Genomic DNA, 17,165 nt, shown 5'->3' on the forward strand with positions numbered 1-17,165 from the left:
CTTGTCCAGGTCGCGGACCCACAGGCAGTCGAGTTTCTGCTTGCTGACGTCAATGCCGATATGTGCCATCTCGTTGTCTTGCCTTGTTTCGTACAGCCTCTCTCGTCGATGCGAGGGGCGTTGGATACCGTTCAAACTATTGAGATCAAGGTGCCTGGAGGGGCCTATCTACGGATCAGGGTCTGTGCCCATCAGGAGCTCGACGGGTTACCCTCCAGACCAGTGAGGCGGTGGTAGCTAATCACCCCCTCTCGAGAGACACAAGGAGCTCGCTTCAGCGAGCGATAGGCGCGTCGAGTTCCATGCCAAGCGCCGAATAGCCAATAAATGACAGCAATCGATTCGCCAATTTTTTACCGGTCCCTTAAATTAGCCAGACTACAATCAACAACGATTCCTATCACTCAAGGAGAACAATATGAACAAGCTGCTGACATCCATGACCTTCGCGGCCATTACCCTGGCCATGGCATCGTCGCCGGCCCTGGCCGAACGCACCCTGCGCCTGTCGTCCCAGATCCCCGAAAATCACCCCATCGGCGAGAACCTGAGCTTCTTCAAGGAGAAGGTCGAGGAAATCTCCGACGGCGAGATCCAGGTGCAAATATACCCCTCAGCCCAGCTCTACAAGGGCAGCGAGATTCCTCAGGCCGTGGCCTCGGGGTCCATCGACATGGGCCTGGTGCTGATCGACGAATACAGCGGCACCCTGCCGGCCACCGGGCTGTTCAGCGTGGCCTTCCTGTTCCCGGATTACGAGGTGCTGGCCAAGGCGGCCGGGCCGGACAGCCCGGTACGCCAGCAGCTCGACGAGATGATTCGCGGCACCGGCACCAAGGTGCTGTGGTGGCAGGATTACGGTCCCATCCAGTTGCTCGCCAACGATGAGCCCCTGGTGGAGCCTGAAGACATGCAGGACAAGAAGGTGCGGGTGCTGGGCAAGCCCTCGGGGGATTTCATCGAGGCGCTCGGCGGCAGCCCGGTGAAGATCAGCGGGTCGGAGCAGTTCATGGCCTATCAGCGCGGCACCGTGGATGTGGGCATGACCGGCACCACGGCCACCAAGTCGCGCAAGCTCCATGAAGTCATGGATTACATCACCATCACCAACCATGCCCAGGTGGAGTTCCTCATCGTCATCAACGACGAGCTATGGGGCGAGCTCTCCGACCAGGAACAGGCCTGGATGAGTGAGGCCGCCCTGGCCGCCGAGAAGAAGATGCGCGAGGAGACCAAGGCCGAGAACCTCGAGGCCCAGCAGTTCCTCGCGGACGAGACCGACATGGAGGTGGTGGAACTCACCGAGGAACAGCTCGAGGCGTGGCAGCAGGCCTCGGAACCCGCCGTGCAGGCCTACATCGAGGCCGCGGGCGAGACGGGCCGGAAACTGGTCGACCAGGTGCGCCAGATGCAATGAGCGGTTCCATGAAAGAGACATCGGGCGCGAGTGCGCTGATCTGGGTGGATCGCCTGGCCGAGTGGCTGGCGCGGCTCGGCGATCTGCTGGTGATCGCCATTGCCCTGATGCTGTTCGGCGAGGTGGTGGCGCGCTATGCGTTCAGTGCGCCGACCATCTGGACCCAGGACGTCGCCATCACCCTGCAGGTCTGGTTCACCTATCTGGGCATGGCCTACGTGCTGCGCCGGCGCGAACTGATCCGCATCACCGCGGTCATCGCCCTGCTCGGCCCGCGTCTGCGCCAACTGGCGGAGGGCTTCGCGCTGGTGGTGATCCTGCTGTTCAGCCTGGTGGCGACTATCTACGGCTGGGACGTGGTCAGCGAGTCGATCCGTTCCGGGCGTCGTCAGCCGACCATCCTGGAACTGCCCAACTGGGTCGCCGAACTGCCGGTGATCGTCGGCTTCGCCCTCCTGGCCCTGCAGAGCCTGGCGGAACTCATCCGCCTGCCCTTTCGGCCGGCACCGATGTTCACCCCGGGCGGTGAGCACGCGACCAAGAGCAACGAACCATGACCTTGCTGCTGATCTTCGGGGCGCTGCTGCTGTTGCTGTTCAGCGGCCTGCCGGTGGCCTTCGCCCTGGCGGCGCTGGGCACGCTGATGTTGCTGATCGAGGGGCTGCCGCTGGTCATGGTGGCGCAGAACCTGCACGGCGCCCTGGACAACTTCGTGCTGCTGTCGGTACCGCTGTTCCTGCTGATGTCGAACATCCTGCTCAAGGGCGGCGTGGGACGCGACCTGTTTGCCGCCGTGCAGAGCTGGGTCGGCCACTGGCCGGGCGGGCTGGGAATCGCGGCGCTGCTGTCCTGCGGCCTGTTCTCGGCGATCTCGGGCAGTTCCGTGGCCACGGCAGCGACCGTGGGCACGGTGGCCATCCCCGAGATGACCCAGCGCGGCTACGCCAAGTCGTTCACCCTGGGGCTGCTCGCCGCCGGCGGCACCCTGGGCATCCTGATTCCGCCGTCGATCCCCTTGATCGTCTACGGCGTGATCGTCGAGGAGAGCATCGGCAAGCTGTTCCTCGCGGGCATCGGGCCAGGGTTGCTGCTGCTGGCGTTGTTCTGTCTCTATGCCGCGCTCTACGCCAAGTTCACCTCAGCACACCAGCCCACCCCCAAGGCGACACGCGACGAACGGCGGCGCGCCACCTGGCGGGCGCTGCCACCCACCCTGCTGGCGATCATCATGATCGGCGGCATCTACACCGGGGTGTTCACCCCCACGGAAGCCTCGGCGGTGGGCGCGGTGCTGGCCTTCCTGCTGACGGCGTTCGTCCTGCGCACCCTGACCCGGGAGACCTTCACGGCGGCCGTGCGCCAGACCCTGTCGACCACCATCGTGCTGTTCCTGGTGATCATCGGCGCCAAGATCTTCGGCAAGGCGGTCACGCTCTACCAGGTGCCGCTGCAGATCTCCCAGCTGGTCGACACCCACCTGGAATCCGTGGCGATGTTCCTGCTGGTGGTCGCCCTGATCCTGCTGTTCATCGGGCTCTTCCTCGAAAGCCTGTCGATGCTGCTGATCATGGTGCCGATGCTGATTCCTTCCGTGCTGGCGCTGGGCATCGACCCGATCTGGTTCGGCATCTTCTTCGTGGTGCTGATCGAGGTCGCGCTGATCACTCCGCCCGTGGGCCTGAACCTGTTCGTGATTCAGGCCGTGGCGGGGACCAACCTGGGCACCGTGATCCGCGGGGTGAGCCCGTTCATCGGGCTGATGCTGCTCTCGGTGATCATCCTGTGGCTGATGCCGGGTATCGTGCTTTACGTGCCGTTCGAGCTGAATTAAGGGAGCGTTACAGCCACATGACCGCCAGCCAGCCAAAAGCGATCAACGGAATATTGTAGTGAATGAACGTCGGCACCACCGAGTCCCATATGTGGTCGTGCTGGCGGTCGACGTTGAGTCCGGAAGTCGGCCCCAGGGTCGAGTCCGAGGCGGGGGAGCCGGCATCGCCCAGTGCCGCGGCGGTGCCCACCAGGGCGACCGTCGCCAGTGGCGAGAAGCCAAACTGCACCGCCAGCGGCACGTAGATGGCGGCGATGATGGGAATGGTCGAGAACGACGAGCCGATGCCCATGGTGATGAACAACCCGACCAGCAGCATGATCAGCGCCGCCAGGCCCTGATTGTCGCCGATGATGTCGAAGGCGTTGTCGACCAGCAGTTCGATCTCGCCGGTGGCGTTCATCACCGAGGCAAACCCGGAGGCGGAGATCATGATGAAGCCGATCAGCGCCATCATGCGCATGCCGCTGGTGAAGAGATCATCGGCTTCACGCCACTTGAAGATGCCGCCCACCGAGAGCAAGGCGAAGCCCACCAGGCCGCCGAGGATCATCGAGCCGCTGTAGAGCTGGATGCCCAGGGCGGCGACGATGGCCACCAGCGACATCGTGAGTCCCAGCGTGTGAATCTCCACCCGCTCCTGATGATGCGGCAGGTTGCTGGTGCTCATGTCCAGCGCCTTGTAATCCCGCGGCTTGCGATAACTCAGCAGCAGCGCCACCAGCAGCCCCAGCGCCATGCCGGCGACGGGAACGCCCATGGCCAGCGGCACCATGCCACGCGTGATATCGAGACCCAGCGACTGCCCTGCCTCGTTGATGTTGGCCAGCAGGATGTCGTTGAGGAAGATCGCCCCGAAGCCCACCGGCAACAGCATGTAAGGGGCGGTCAGGCCGAAGGTCAGCGCACAGGCCACCGCCCGGCGATCCAGGCGCAACTGGTTCATCACCTTGAGCAGCGGCGGAACCAGGATGGGAATGAAGGCGATGTGCACCGGAATCAGGTTCTGGGACGAGATCGCCACCAGCAGCACGGAACCGATCAGGGTGTACTTGACCACCGCCTGGCGACGCAGCGAGGCCTCCTGCCCCAGCAGGCGAATCAGGCGCTGGGCCAGCAGGTCCGGCAACCCGGCCCGGGAGATGGCGACCGCGAAGGCGCCGAGGGTGGCATAGGCCAGGGCGACCTTGGCGCCGCCGCCGACCCCGTCATTGAAGGCTGCCAGGGTATCGCCAAGCGAGAGACCGCCAACCAGGCCGCCGACGAGGGCCCCGACCACCAGGGCGAAGACCACCGATACGCGAGCCAGGGACAGCCCGACCATGACCAGAACGGCCAGAATCACCGCATTCATGCCTATTTTCCTGTTCAAGTGTCTGAAGGAGAGCGTGAAAGCCGGCGATTCTACCAGAGTCGTTTATCGAGCGCGGTCTCTCTTTCTTCAATGAAATGTCACGCCGTTGTCATTTGGCATCCCCAGTATGGGCGTTGCCGGATGGCATCGACAGGCTGTCGCTGATCCACCCCCTCGAGACAAAGGACAATGTCGTTCAGCGTGTAGGGACAACAGGAAGGCAAGAAAGAGGGGAAATGCCGGGCGCAGGAGGCGCCCCAGGGAGTGGCTTCGGCCACGGCAGCAAGCATGCTGCCCAAGGATGACGAAGGAGAATTCACGCCACGGGCAACCCCGTGGCGTTTTCTTTTGGCTCGGCTCAGGCCACGGGTAGCAGCCACTCCCGATAGGCCTTCAAGTCATCCTCGAGTTCGGCACGCACCAGGCGATGGTAGAGTCGCTGCAGCTCTCGAGTGACCGGGCGTTCGCCCCGCCCTATCCGGCGCCCGTCCAGCTCACGGATCGGCAATATCTCGGCCGCGGTGCCCGTGAAGAAAGCCTCGTCGGCGGTATAGAGCTCGTCCCGGGTGATGCGACGTTCGTGAACGGTCAGGCCCAGTCGCTCGCGCGCCAGCACGATGATGGTATCCCGGGTGATGCCTTGCAGGCAGGAGGTGACCTCCGGGGTGTGCAGCACGCCATCGCGCACCAGGAAGACGTTCTCGGCCGAGCCCTCGGCGACATAGCCTTCGGGGTCGAGCATCAGCGTCTCGTCGAACCCCGCCTTGACCGCCGTGTTCAGCGCCAGCATCGAATTGACGTAATGCCCGTTGGTCTTGGCCCGGCACAAGCTGATGTTGACATGGTGACGACTCCAGGAGGAGGTCAACACGCGCAGCCCCTCGTCGGCAGCCTCGGCGGAGATGTAGTGGGCCAGGTGCCAGGCGGGAACCATCACGTTGACGCTCAACCCCTGGGCGCGCAACCCCATGCCCTCGGCCCCGAAGAACACCGTGGGCTTGATGTAGGCATCGCCCAGGGCGTTGCGGCGCAGGGCCTCGCGCTGGGCCTCGATCAGCGCGTCGGCGGTGTACTCCATCGGCATGTCTAGGGAGTGGGCGCTGTCGAGCAGGCGCCGGGTGTGCGCCTCGGCCCGAAACAGGTGGGTACCCTGGGGGCCATCGTAGGCGCGCACTCCCTCGAAGCAGCCCATGCCGTAGTGCAGCGTGTGGGTCAGCAGGTGCCCCCTGGCCTCGCGCCAGGGAATGAACTCGCCATTGAGCCAGAACCAGCCATCGCGGTCGCTGATCGATTGCATATGCTGTTCTCTCCTCTTGATCATTCCTCATGCCGGGGCCGAGGGCGACCGGCTCTCGTCACCGCGCGAAACGCCCCGGGCGAAACGCTTCCAGGTTCACCGCCGGCTCGTCATTGTCCACCAGCTGGCCGATCAGTTCGGCACTGGCGGCGGACAGGGTCCAGCCGAAGGTGCCGTGCCCCGTGTTGAGATAGAGGTTGTCGCGCTTGGCCTGGCCGATGATCGGCGGGCCATCCGGCGTCATGGGACGAAACCCGGTCCAGGAATCGGCATGCTCGAAATCTGCCGCACCGGGAAACCGGGATTCCACCGCCTCGCGAATGGTGGCCAGGCGAGATAACGGTATATTTCGGTCGAACTCAGCCAACTCGACGAAGCCGGTGGCGCGCAGGCGATCCCCCAGGCGGGTCGCCACCACCTTGTAGCGATCGTCGATCACCGTGGAACGCGGCGCCCGGGCCGGATCGAGCAAGGGGGCGGTGAGCGAGTAGCCCTTGACGGGATAGATCGGCAGGTCGAGGCCGAGCGCCTCGCCCAGTTGCCGGGACCGGCAGCCGGCACACAGCACGAAGGCATCGGCCTCGAGCGACTCGCTCGCCCCTTCCCGGGCCGGCCCACCGCCATTGGAAGGCACGAGGGACAGGGCGCGAATGCGCCCCTTGTCCCGGGTGACACGCACGACCTCGGTCTCGTAGCGAAAGGTCACCCCCAGGGTCTCGCACTGGGCCGCCAACGCCTGGGTGAAGCGCTGGCAATCGCCGGTACCATCCCCGGGAATGCGCAATCCGCCGACCAGAGGGGCATCGCCCTGCAACCCGGGTTCGGCCTCGCGAAGTTCACCGGGAGTGAGCCACTGGCAGGTGATCCCCAGGTCATCGAGCAACCCGCTCGTGGCCTTGAGCCCTTCCGCAGTGGCCGCGTCGCTGGCCAGATCGATGAGCCCGGCATGCTGTCCATCGAAACTCGGCGCCAGGCTCTCCTCCAGTTCCAGGAAGCATTGCCGGCTGTAGGCTCCCAATTGCAGCATGGCACGCTTGTTGGTCTCGAACAGCCCCGGGGCGTTGGCGAACCGCCAGGTGGCGATCAAGAAGCGCAGCGTCCGGGGCGACGGCGGCAGGTGCATCTTCAGCGGCCCCGAGGGTTTGACCAGCCAGGGCAGCGCCTTCTTGATCATGGCCGGCGAGGCCCAGGGGTAGACATAGCCGTAGGAACGCTGCCCGGCGTTGCCGCGGCTGGTCTCCAGACCGGCGGCGCCGAGGCGCTCGATGACCGTCACCCGGTGGCCGCGCCGAGTCAGGGCATGGGCGGTGGTCACACCCACCACCCCGGCGCCGATGATCGCAATCTGCATGGGTGTCCTCCCCGGAACCCTTCGAAACGGTCAGGACGCCGCCACCAGGGCGTCGGCCTCGTCCAGCGCGCCATGAAGCGACCAGCCCTGCCGCCACCGCTCGATCAGTTCGTGCTGGTGAGGCTGCAACGACTGATAGCCCCAGGCGGCGATCTCGTCGTTCTGCGGGTCGTGCACCCGGGTAGCGCTGCCTGCCAGGGCGGCGATCGCCGCGTGGCCACACAGCGGCACATAGCCCTCGGAATAGCCGCCTTCGTGGATCATCGCCAGCCGCCCGTCGCACAGGCGTTCGGCCAGGGCCTTCAACTGGGCGGTCATCTCGGCGAACATGGCACTGTTGAGCAGCATCTTGCCCAGCGGGTCCTTGCCACAGGCATCGTAACCGCAGGCGACGACGATCAGTTCCGGGCGAAAGGCGGCCAGGGCCGGCAGCACCAGTCGAGTGAACGCATGCCGATAGGCACCGATGCCGCACCCGGGCGGTAGCGGCAGGTTGAGGTTGGCGCCCTGCCCGGCCCCCTCCCCCTGTTCATCGAAACCGCCGCTCTCCAGCGGGAAGTTGGCGGCCTGGTGGATCGAGACGCTGAATACCTCGGGGTCGTCGTAGAAGGCGTCCTGGGTGCCGTTGCCGTGGTGCACGTCCCAGTCGAGGATGGCGACACGCCGCACCTGGCCCAGCGCCCGGGCACGCATCACCGCCACGGGAATGTTGCCCAGCAGGCAGAAGCCGCGCCCCCGGTCGGCCTCGGCATGATGGCCCGGCGGGCGACACAGGGCGTAGGCGTTACGATGGCGACCCCGGGCGACATCCTCGACGGCGGCGATGGCCAGCCCCGCGGACTGCTTAGCCGCGGCCAGGCTGCCCGCCGTGTAGGGTGCACAATCTCCGGCATCGCCACCGCCACGCAGAGTGCCTGCCTCCAACGCCTCCAGGTAGCGCCAGGTATGGAAACGCGCCAGGTCCTCGTTAGTCGCCGGGGGCGGCTTGACGACCGTCAGCTCATCGATCAGCCCCGAGACTTCCAGCAGGTTCTTCAGCCGGCGCTTGCTTTCCGGGCTTTCCGAGGCCGGCTGCGGCTGGAGGAATTCCCCGGGGGCCGAGAACACGCCGATCGCCCCGGGATCGTGCCAGAAACAGCGCTCGTGCCAGTAGAAGGCTGTGGCCTTGGTCGCTTCGGCCTGCATGTCATGCTCCCTTGAGCGCCGCCACGACCATGATCTCGACCTTCCACTCGGGCCTGGCCAGACGCGCCTCGACGCAGGCGCGCACGGGGGGCTGGCCGGGCGTCACCCAGGCGTCCCAGGCGGCATTCATGGCATCGAATTCTGCCATGTCGGTGATCCAGATGGTCGCCGACAGCAGGCGGTCCTTGCTGGAGCCGGCCTTGGCAAGCCGCTCGTCGATGGCCTCGAGCACCTGTCGGGTCTGGTCCTGCATGTCGGCACCGCCATCCCGGGGCACCTGGCCGGAGAGATAGACGATGTCGTTGTGCACGACGACCTGACTCATGCGCTGGCCGGGGTCGATGTAGTTGATGCTCATGTCGTCTCCTTGATCATGGATTGAGAAAGCCGCGCAGGAAGGCGGCAAGGTTGTCGCCCAGGCTGGCGGTAGGATACCCGCCCTCCTGGACCACGACGCTGGGCAATGCCAGCGACGCCAGTCGTGCACCGATACGGGTGAAGTCGTCGGTCTCCAGGGCCAGGCCGGCCAGCGGGTCGTCCTTGTGGGCATCGAGCCCGAGGGCGATGACCACCGCCTGGGGTTCGAACTCGGCCATCCCGGCCAGCAATCGCTCGAGGTTGTTCATGAAGATGACGCCTTCGCTTCCCAAGGGTAACGGTATATTGAGATTGAACCCCTCGCCCTCGCCTTCCCCGCGCTCGTCCTCGCCACCCCAGAAGAACGGGTAGAACTCGCTGGGGTCGGCGTGCAGCGAGCCGGTCCAGACGTCGCGGCGATGATAGAAGATGTCCTGGGTGCCGTTGCCATGATGCAGGTCGATATCGACGATGGCGACCCGCTCGAACCCTTCGCGCAGGATGGTGGCAGCCAGCGCCGAGTTGTTGAGAAAGCAGAACCCCCCGGCCCGCTCGGGGCCGGCATGGTGGCCCGGTGGCCGGCACAGGGCATAGGCCGAGCGCTCGCCGGCGACCACCGCCTCGGCGGCGGCCTCGGCGCTTGCCGCGCTGGCCAGGATGCCGGCGAAGCTGTCGGCGCCGATCGGGCAGGCCATGTCGTGCAGGTGCCAGCCGGCCTGGCCCACCGGATGGTTCGGGTAATGATGCCCGCCCCCGGCGGGATGCACGTTGGGGGCCACCAGCTCGGAGGCGCCGGGCATGGCCTGCCAGCGGGCGTGAATGGTTTCGAGGAAATGAAGATAGCGCGGTGAATGGATGCGTGCCAGGCGTTCGCGCAACCGGGGCGAGTCGGTGGCGTCCGGGGCCTGGAGCGCCAGCCCGAGGCTGGCCAGGGCATCGGCCAGGCGCTCGGCGCGCTCGGTGCGTTCGGGTGACGGCGCCGGGGCGCCGCGCAGCAGGAAGGTCGCAGGTGCATGGCGATCCTGTTCCGGGGAGTAGAAGAATTTCATAGGCCTCTCGATTCAGGTTCCTCAACCCAAGCGCCTCAGTCCAGCAGGCTGGGTATCCAGGTCGACAACGCCGGGAACAGCGCCAGCAGGACGATGACGGCCAGGAAGGCGAAATAGAACGGCAGCGAGGCGATGATCGCGCGTTCGTAGGGCACTTCGGCAATGCGTGCCGCCGTCATCAGGGTCATGCCCACGGGGGGCGTGACATTGGCGATGTTCAGCGTGACGATCATGACGATGGCGAAATGCAGCGGATCGAAGCCCAGGCTGACCATGGCGGGCACGATTACCGGCCCGATCACCACCAGGGCCGGCAGCACGTCCATGACCGTGCCGATCACGATCAGCAGCAGGCATACCAGCATGATCTGCACGAAGGGGATGTCGCTCAGGGTGGTGATCAGTTCCGCGGCGTCCCGGGCGATGCCGGAACGGGTCACGAACCAGCCGAGCACCGCGGAGGTGGCCAGCAGGAAGAACACCACCCCGGAGAAGCGCGCGGTGGTCACCAGGGCATGCCAGACCTTGCGCAGGGTCAGGTTGCGGTAGAACACGAAGCCGATGGCGATGGCGTAGACCGCGGCGAAGCCCGAGGCCTCGGTGATCGTGGTCATGCCCGAGAGGATGCCGCCGAGGATGATCAGCGGCACCAGCAAGGCGGGCAATGCCGACAGGAACGCCAGGACCGCCACCTTGAGCGGCGTGGCGCCCTGCTTGGGATAGTTGCGCTTCCAGGAGAGCACGAAACTGGTGACGAGCAAGGTCAGCGCCATCAGGATGCCGGGCAGGATGCCGCCGGCGAACAGGTCGATCACCGAGATGTCGCGCAGCAGGGTGGCATAGACCACCATCACCACGCTTGGCGGGATGATCGGGCCGATGATCGACGAGCAGGCGGTGATCGCCGCGGCGTATTCGGCGTCGTAGCCCTGCTTCTTCATCTCCGGAATCATGATCTTGCCGATCGCCACGGTGTCGGTGATCGCCGCGCCGGTCAGCCCGGCGAAGAACAGCGACACCGTCACGTTGACGTGACTCAGGGCACCGCGCACCTTGCCCAGCAGGGCGTTGTTGAAGGTGATCAGCTTCTGGGTCAGGCCGCCCTGGTTCATCAGTTCGGCGGTGAAGATGAAGTAGGGCACGGCGATCAGCATGTAGCCCGAGACCCCGGAGAACATGCGGTCGGCGATGATGCCCACCATCCGCTCGCCCCCCAGGGAATAGACCCCGGCGACGCCGGAGATCGCCATGACCACGGCGACCGGCGCGCCGATCAGCAGGACGACCAGAAAGGCGATGATGGCAGCACTCATGGGCGCGTCTCCCGGTCGCTATCGGCAAGCGCCTCGTCGATCAGCGCGTTCTCGTCGGCGAAGTGCTCCAGCAGGCTGAAGCCCTGCACCAGGTGCAGCAGGAAGATCATCCCGGTCAGCGGCACGGTGATGGCGGTCCAGCGGTAGGAGATCTGGATGTTGTCCGAGACCATGTAGACCTGGCTGGCGTTGGCGAAGTAGCCCCAGCCGTACCAGATCATCAGCAGCGCGAAGAATGCCATCACCAGCAGCGTCGCCACGGCGGCGGCACGCACCAGCGGCATGGGCAACAAGCGCACCAGCAGCGTCATGGCCACATGCTCGCCGGAATGCAGCGCGATGGTGATCGAGATCAGCCCGATCCAGGGCAGGAACAGCCGGGCCAGGGAATAGGTCCAGCTCAGGGCATCGCCGGTGAACAAGGTATAGAGGAAGCCGGTGAAGGAGATCGCCAGCATGGCCAGCACGCAGGCCACGCAGAGCACGATGGCGGCCTGGTTCACGCCATCGCTCAGCCGCCGGGCAGCGCTCAGTATCGACATGGGGCACCTATTGGCCGTAACGCTGATACGCCTCTTCCGGCAGCGACTCGCCCAGTGCCTGCACCTCGGCGAGCAAGTCGTCGATCAGCTGGGCGTCCAGGCCGTAGTCGTCGACGATCCACTCCTTCCAGGCGGGGCGCGCGATCTCGGCCATGCGCGCACGTTCCTCGGCAGGCATCAGATAACACTCCTCGAACAGCTCGCAGGACTTCTGCCAGCTGGCCGTGGCCAGCGCCGCCGAGGCACCGTGGCTCAAGGTGATCGCCTCCCGGGCGGCTTCGGTGATCACGCGCCGATACTCCTCGGGCAGCGACTGGTACCAGGCCTCGCTCACTACCCAACTGGCACTGTTGTAGACGTGCCCGGTCAGGGTGGTGTAATCGGTGACCTCGTCAAGGCCATAGGTGGTATTGATCACCGGCGCGTTGAACTGGCCGTCGGCGAGGCCGGTTTCCAGGGCGGTGATCAGCTCGCCCCAGGGCAACGGGGTGGCGGAGGCCCCCAGGGCGCGCATGGTGGCGACGTGGGCCGGGTTCTCCTCGGTGCGGATGTTGAGGCCCTCGAGATCCTCCACGGTCTTGATCAGCCGTTCGTTGTTGGTGAAGGCCACGAAGCCGCCGCCGTCGTCGAAGGTGCCCAGGTAGCGCATGTCGGCCGCCTCGATGGTGCCCTTCATGAAGTCGGCGAACCACTCGCCGTCGAAGAAGGCCCAGGCCTGGCGCCAATCGTCGAACAGGAAGGGCGCGGTGACGGCCTGGTAGTCCTGGTAGAACGAGGACATCGCCCCGGAGGTGAGAATGGTCGATTGCAGCGCCCTGCCCCCGGCCTGCACCTGGGAGCCGGTCTCGACCTCGGAGCCGAGCTGCCCGCCGCCGAAGATGGAAACCGCCACCTCGCCGTCGGTGCGCAGTTCCACCAGGTTCTTGAAGTGGACCAGGGCGGGATAGATGCTGTTGTTGGTGAGGTTCTCGGGAATCAGCGTGGCAATGGCCATCTCGTATTCCTGGGCCTCGGCGCTGGCGGTCGCGAAGACCAGGGGCATGGACGCCGCGATCGCCGTGACGGTAGCGAGCTTCTTCGAACGCATGATGCCTTCCTTGTTGTTATGACTTTGTCTCGTCGTCTCTTGCACGATCCCTGCCGGTAGAACAGCCGGGATGCGTCTGGAAGTCTAGCTCTGGTTTGCGCCGTCTGCTCACTTCTTGGCCCCACCAGCCTGTCCGTGCTTGCAGCGGGAATCGAGCCAGCCCCACCGCTATCGACATAAGTTGTAGCAGGCTTGGGCGCTCGACGCTTGACAGAGCACACGGCATCAATGATTTTGGTATACAACAACGGTACACAAAACCACCCGCTCTCCGAGCATGATACCCATGACCGACACGAGAACACTCTGGATTCGCAACCCGCTCGCCTGCGCCGACTCCGACGCCGCGGGGGGTGTAGTGATCCAGGGCACACGCCTCCTCGAGAAGGTGGCCGCCGGGGCGCAACCCCGCCAGGCGGTGGACGACACCTTCGACGCTTCTCGCCATGTGCTGTTGCCCGGCCTGGTCAACACGCATCACCACTTCTACCAGACCCTGACCCGTGCCTACTCGCCGGCACTCAACAAGGAACTCTTCCCCTGGCTGACCACGCTGTATGACGTCTGGGCGAATCTCGACGAGGCGCAACTGGCCCTGGCCAGTGAACTGGCCATGGTCGAGCTGCTGATGTCGGGCTGTACCACCGTGGCCGACCACCACTATGTCTTTTCCGGCGCCCTGCGCGACGCCATCGACTGTCAGGTGGAGACCGCCCGGCGCCTGGGCGTGCGCGCGTCCCTGACCCGGGGGTCGATGAGCCTGGGCCAGGACGATGGGGGCCTGCCGCCCCAGTCGGTGGTGCAGGACGAACGCACCATCCTCGACGACAGCCAGCGTCTCGTCGAGCGCTACCACCAGCGCGGCGACGGCGCCATGACCACCATCGCCCTGGCGCCCTGCTCGCCCTTCTCGGTCAGCCGTGAACTGATGCAGGAAAGCGCGCGCCTCGCCGAGTCCCACGATGTGCGCCTGCATACCCACCTGGCCGAGACCGAGGACGAGACCGACTACTGCCAGCGCCTGTTCGGCATGCGCCCGCTGGATTATCTCGCGGAGTGCGGCTGGCTCTCGAACCGCACCTGGCTGGCCCACGGCATCCATTTCAACGACGACGAGATCCTGCGTCTGGGTCGCGCCGGAACCGGCATCGCCCACTGCCCCTCGTCGAACATGGTGCTGGGCTCCGGCATGTGCCGCACCCTGGAGCTCGAGGCGGCGGGCGCCCCGGTGGGGCTCGCCGTGGACGGCTCGGCGTCGAACGATCACTCCAACCTCGCCAATGAGATGCGCCAGGCACTGCTGCTGGGACGCCTGCGCTACTCCCCCGGCGAGGTGACCCACCAGGCGGTGATTCGCTGGGCGACCCGGGGCTCAGCGCGCTGCCTGGGCCGGGACGACATCGGCGGCCTGGAACCGGGCCAGCAGGCCGACCTGGCCCTGTTCCGGCTCGACGAGCCACGCTTCTCCGGGGCCGAGAACCCCCTGGCGGCCCTGCTGCTGTGCGGCGCACACCGGGCCGACCGGGTCATGGTTGCCGGACGCTGGCGGGTCACCGACGGCAAGCCTTGCGACGTCGATCTCGACAGCCTGATGGCTCGGCACGACCAGGCCGCAAGGCGCCTGCGCAGCACGCTCTGATCATTCCCCGACGACACTCTATCGACAACAACAAGCAGGAGAAGCCCGGATGGCCACCTCGACAGAACAGGCTCAAGAGAGCCCACGAACGCTACGCAGCACCCGCGACGTCAACGCCATGCCGCCCCTGGGCCGGGCCGTGCCCCTGGGTATCCAGCATGTGCTGGCGATGTTCGTGGGCAATGTCACCGTGCCGATCATCATCGCCGGGGCAGCGGATCTTTCCGAGGCCCAGACCGCCTTCATGATTCAGGCCGCCATGTTCGTCGCCGGCGTGGCCACGCTGCTGCAATCCCTGGGCCTGGGCCCGATCGGCGCGCGCCTGCCCATCGTCATGGGGACCAGCTTCGGTTTCGTGCCGGTGCTTATCCCCATCGCCACCAGCATGGGGTTGCCGGCCGTGCTGGGGGCGGCGCTATGCGGCGGCATCGCCATGGCCCTGGTGGGGCTATTCCTGCCCTGGTTCCGCTTCCTGTTTCCGCCGGTGGTCACCGGCACCTTCGTCATCATGCTCGGGGTGCTGCTGATGCCCGTGGGTTTCGCCTATGCCGGCGGCGGCTTCGGCGCACCGGATTTCGGCGCGCCGCACCATCTTGCCCTGGCCGCGCTGGTCCTCGCCGTCACCCTGGGCCTGCATCAGTACGGCCGGGGGATCTGGTCGGAAGCCGCGCCCCTGGCCGGCCTGCTGGTGGGCTACGGGGTCGCCATCGCCTTCGGCTTCGTCGAGTTCGGCAAGATCGGCAGTGCCGACTGGGTCTCGCTGCCCTCGCCCTTCGCCATCGGCCTGGAGTTCCACCTGGCGGCGATCGTTCCGGTAGTGCTGCTGGCCCTGGTCACCTGCGCCGAGTCGATCGGTGACATCGTCGGCACGACCGCCGGCGGCCTGAATCGCGAACCGACCCACAAGGAACTCTCCGGCGGCGTGATGGCCGACGGCATCGCCAGTGTCTTCGCGGCCCTCTTCAATGCCTTTCCGCAGATCAGCTTCAGCCAGAACGTGGGCATGGTGGCACTGACCGGGGTGGTCAGCCGCTACGTGGTGGCGATCGGCGGCGTCTTCCTGGTGCTGGCCGGCCTGCTGCCCAAGCTGGGCGCGATCATCTCGAGCATCCCCAATGCGGTGCTCGGCGGCGCGGTACTGATCATGTTCGGCATGATCGCCAGCGCCGGCATCAAGATGCTCAGCCAGGTGGACTTCAACAAGCGCAACATGGTGCTGATCGGCGTCTCCCTGTCGGTGGCCATCGGCCTGCCGGCCCAGGAAGGCCTGTATGCCGACCTCTCCGAGAACATGCAGGCGATCATCGAATCCGGCCTGATCCCGGGTGCCATCACCGCCATCGTGCTGAACCTGATTCTCCCCAGGCACGAGCACCCCATGCGCGACAGCATATGAACCTCTTGTAAAAACATACCTTGCAGCCCTCGAACGCTCCGCGGTCGGGGGCTTCTTGTCATCTTGCGACCAAAGCTCTACTTTACGTTAACGTCAACTGTGATTATTCTGCCATTATTCCCTTGAGCGTTGTGCCGACAGGCCAGAATCGATAACCAGGAGCCACACCACCATGTACTCCCCCTATACCCCTCTCGACTTCGGTCTCGATGAAACCCTCGGGATGCTGCGCGACCAGGTCAACGCCTTCTCCCGGGACGAGATCGCCCCGCGGGCGGCGGACATCGACGCCGACAATGTCTTCCCGAACGACCTGTGGCAGAAGTTCGGCGACATGGGCCTGCTCGGCATCACCGTGCCCGAGGAGGACGGCGGCAGCGGCATGGGCTATCTCGCCCACTGCATCGCCATGGAGGAGATTTCCCGGGCGAGTGCGTCGGTGGGGCTCTCCTACGGTGCCCACTCGAACCTCTGCGTCAACCAGCTGAAGATCAACGGCAATGCGGAACAGAAGGCCAGGTACCTGCCCGGGCTGATCAGCGGCGAGCACGTGGGGGCGCTGGCGATGTCCGAGCCGGGGGCCGGCTCCGACGTGGTGTCGATGAAGCTGCGCGCCGAGAAGAAAGGCGACAGGTACGTGCTCAACGGCAACAAGATGTGGATCACCAACGGGCCGGACGCCCACGTGCTGGTGGTCTACGCCAAGACCGATCCCGAGGCGGGCTCCAAGGGGATCACCGCCTTCATCATCGAACGCGACTTCCCGGGCTTCTCCACGGCACAGAAACTCGACAAGCTCGGCATGCGCGGCTCCAACACCTGCGAGCTGGTATTCGAGGATTGCGAGGTGCCCGCCGAGAACGTGCTGGGCGAGGTGAACCGCGGCGCTCGGGTGCTGATGAGCGGTCTGGACTACGAGCGTACCGTGCTCGCCGCCGGGCCCATCGGCATCATGCAGGCGGCAATGGACGTGGTGCTGCCCTACATCCACGAACGCAAGCAGTTCGAGCACGCCATCGGCGAATTCCAGCTGGTCCAGGGCAAGGTGGCGGACATGTACACCACTCTCAACGCCTGTCGCGCCTATCTGTATGCGGTGGCGGCAGCCTGTGACCGTGGCCAGACCACCCGCAAGGACGCCGCGGGGGTCATCCTCTACTGCGCCGAGAAGGCCACCCAGGTGGCACTCGATGCCATCCAGCTGCTCGGGGGCAACGGTTACATCAACGAATACCCCACCGGCCGACTGCTGCGCGATGCCAAGCTCTACGAGATCGGTGCCGGGACCAGCGAGATTCGGCGGATGTTGATTGGTCGCGAATTGTTCAACGAGTCAGCCTGATCGGG

At 65.6% G+C, this 17,165-nt stretch carries 15 protein-coding genes; 6 read left to right on the forward strand and 9 right to left on the reverse strand.

The window, feature by feature from the left end; translation table 11 throughout:
• The first annotated feature begins 418 nt into the window (after positions 1 to 418).
• Genes BUA41_RS15535 through BUA41_RS15545 form a run of 3 tightly spaced genes read left to right on the forward strand, consistent with a single transcriptional unit; the run spans position 419 to position 3,248 of the window.
• Complete coding sequence (locus BUA41_RS15535; protein WP_072824512.1) at positions 419 to 1,417, forward strand: TRAP transporter substrate-binding protein; 999 nt, start codon at positions 419 to 421, stop codon at positions 1,415 to 1,417.
• Between the two features lie 8 nt (positions 1,418 to 1,425).
• Positions 1,426 to 1,974, forward strand: coding sequence for a TRAP transporter small permease subunit (locus tag BUA41_RS15540; protein WP_175546991.1), 549 nt, complete (start codon positions 1,426 to 1,428; stop codon positions 1,972 to 1,974).
• Complete coding sequence (locus BUA41_RS15545; RefSeq protein WP_072824516.1) at positions 1,971 to 3,248, forward strand: TRAP transporter large permease; 1,278 nt, start codon at positions 1,971 to 1,973, stop codon at positions 3,246 to 3,248. The genes BUA41_RS15540 and BUA41_RS15545 overlap by 4 nt, the downstream gene beginning before the upstream one ends.
• Before the next feature lie 7 nt (positions 3,249 to 3,255).
• Here the strand turns inward: BUA41_RS15545 and BUA41_RS15550 are convergent, their stop codons facing one another.
• From BUA41_RS15550 to BUA41_RS15590, 9 genes are all read right to left on the reverse strand, one after another.
• A complete protein-coding gene (locus BUA41_RS15550; RefSeq protein ID WP_072824518.1) occupies positions 3,256 to 4,602 on the reverse strand; it encodes a Na+/H+ antiporter family protein in 1,347 nt (448 codons plus the stop codon).
• A 358-nt stretch (positions 4,603 to 4,960) separates the two neighbouring features.
• On the reverse strand, positions 4,961 to 5,899 hold the full coding sequence (locus tag BUA41_RS15555; protein ID WP_072824520.1) for a branched-chain amino acid transaminase: 939 nt from the start codon (positions 5,897 to 5,899) through the stop codon (positions 4,961 to 4,963).
• Between the two features lie 58 nt (positions 5,900 to 5,957).
• Positions 5,958 to 7,250, reverse strand: a complete 1,293-nt coding sequence (locus BUA41_RS15560) for a D-amino acid dehydrogenase (protein ID WP_072824522.1) — start codon at positions 7,248 to 7,250, stop codon at positions 5,958 to 5,960.
• A gap of 30 nt (positions 7,251 to 7,280) precedes the next feature.
• A complete protein-coding gene (locus tag BUA41_RS15565; protein ID WP_072824524.1) occupies positions 7,281 to 8,435 on the reverse strand; it encodes a histone deacetylase-like amidohydrolase in 1,155 nt (384 codons plus the stop codon).
• A 1-nt stretch (position 8,436) separates the two neighbouring features.
• On the reverse strand, positions 8,437 to 8,793 hold the full coding sequence (locus BUA41_RS15570) for a RidA family protein (RefSeq protein ID WP_072824526.1): 357 nt from the start codon (positions 8,791 to 8,793) through the stop codon (positions 8,437 to 8,439).
• A 13-nt stretch (positions 8,794 to 8,806) separates the two neighbouring features.
• Positions 8,807 to 9,841, reverse strand: a complete 1,035-nt coding sequence (locus BUA41_RS15575; protein WP_072824528.1) for a histone deacetylase family protein — start codon at positions 9,839 to 9,841, stop codon at positions 8,807 to 8,809.
• Between the two features lie 35 nt (positions 9,842 to 9,876).
• Complete coding sequence (locus tag BUA41_RS15580; protein WP_072824530.1) at positions 9,877 to 11,154, reverse strand: TRAP transporter large permease; 1,278 nt, start codon at positions 11,152 to 11,154, stop codon at positions 9,877 to 9,879.
• The gene (locus BUA41_RS15585) at positions 11,151 to 11,696 is read right to left on the reverse strand and encodes a TRAP transporter small permease (RefSeq protein WP_072824532.1); all 546 of its coding nucleotides are present in this window, start codon (positions 11,694 to 11,696) and stop codon (positions 11,151 to 11,153) included. The genes BUA41_RS15580 and BUA41_RS15585 overlap by 4 nt, the downstream gene beginning before the upstream one ends.
• Before the next feature lie 7 nt (positions 11,697 to 11,703).
• Positions 11,704 to 12,783, reverse strand: a complete 1,080-nt coding sequence (locus tag BUA41_RS15590) for a TRAP transporter substrate-binding protein (RefSeq protein ID WP_072824534.1) — start codon at positions 12,781 to 12,783, stop codon at positions 11,704 to 11,706.
• Positions 12,784 to 13,069: 286 nt separating this feature from the next.
• Between BUA41_RS15590 and BUA41_RS15595 the strand changes: the two genes are divergently transcribed.
• The 3 genes from BUA41_RS15595 to BUA41_RS15605 all read left to right on the forward strand — a co-directional run bounded on the left by BUA41_RS15595 (position 13,070) and on the right by BUA41_RS15605 (position 17,160).
• Entirely contained in the window at positions 13,070 to 14,422 is a 1,353-nt protein-coding gene (locus tag BUA41_RS15595) for an 8-oxoguanine deaminase (protein WP_072824536.1), read from the forward strand.
• Between the two features lie 49 nt (positions 14,423 to 14,471).
• Entirely contained in the window at positions 14,472 to 15,818 is a 1,347-nt protein-coding gene (locus BUA41_RS15600) for a uracil-xanthine permease family protein (protein ID WP_072824538.1), read from the forward strand.
• A gap of 172 nt (positions 15,819 to 15,990) precedes the next feature.
• Entirely contained in the window at positions 15,991 to 17,160 is a 1,170-nt protein-coding gene (locus tag BUA41_RS15605) for an isovaleryl-CoA dehydrogenase (RefSeq protein ID WP_072824540.1), read from the forward strand.
• The last annotated feature ends 5 nt before the right edge of the window (positions 17,161 to 17,165 follow it).

This window comes from Modicisalibacter ilicicola DSM 19980 (assembly GCF_900128925.1).
GTDB lineage: Bacteria > Pseudomonadota > Gammaproteobacteria > Pseudomonadales > Halomonadaceae > Modicisalibacter > Modicisalibacter ilicicola.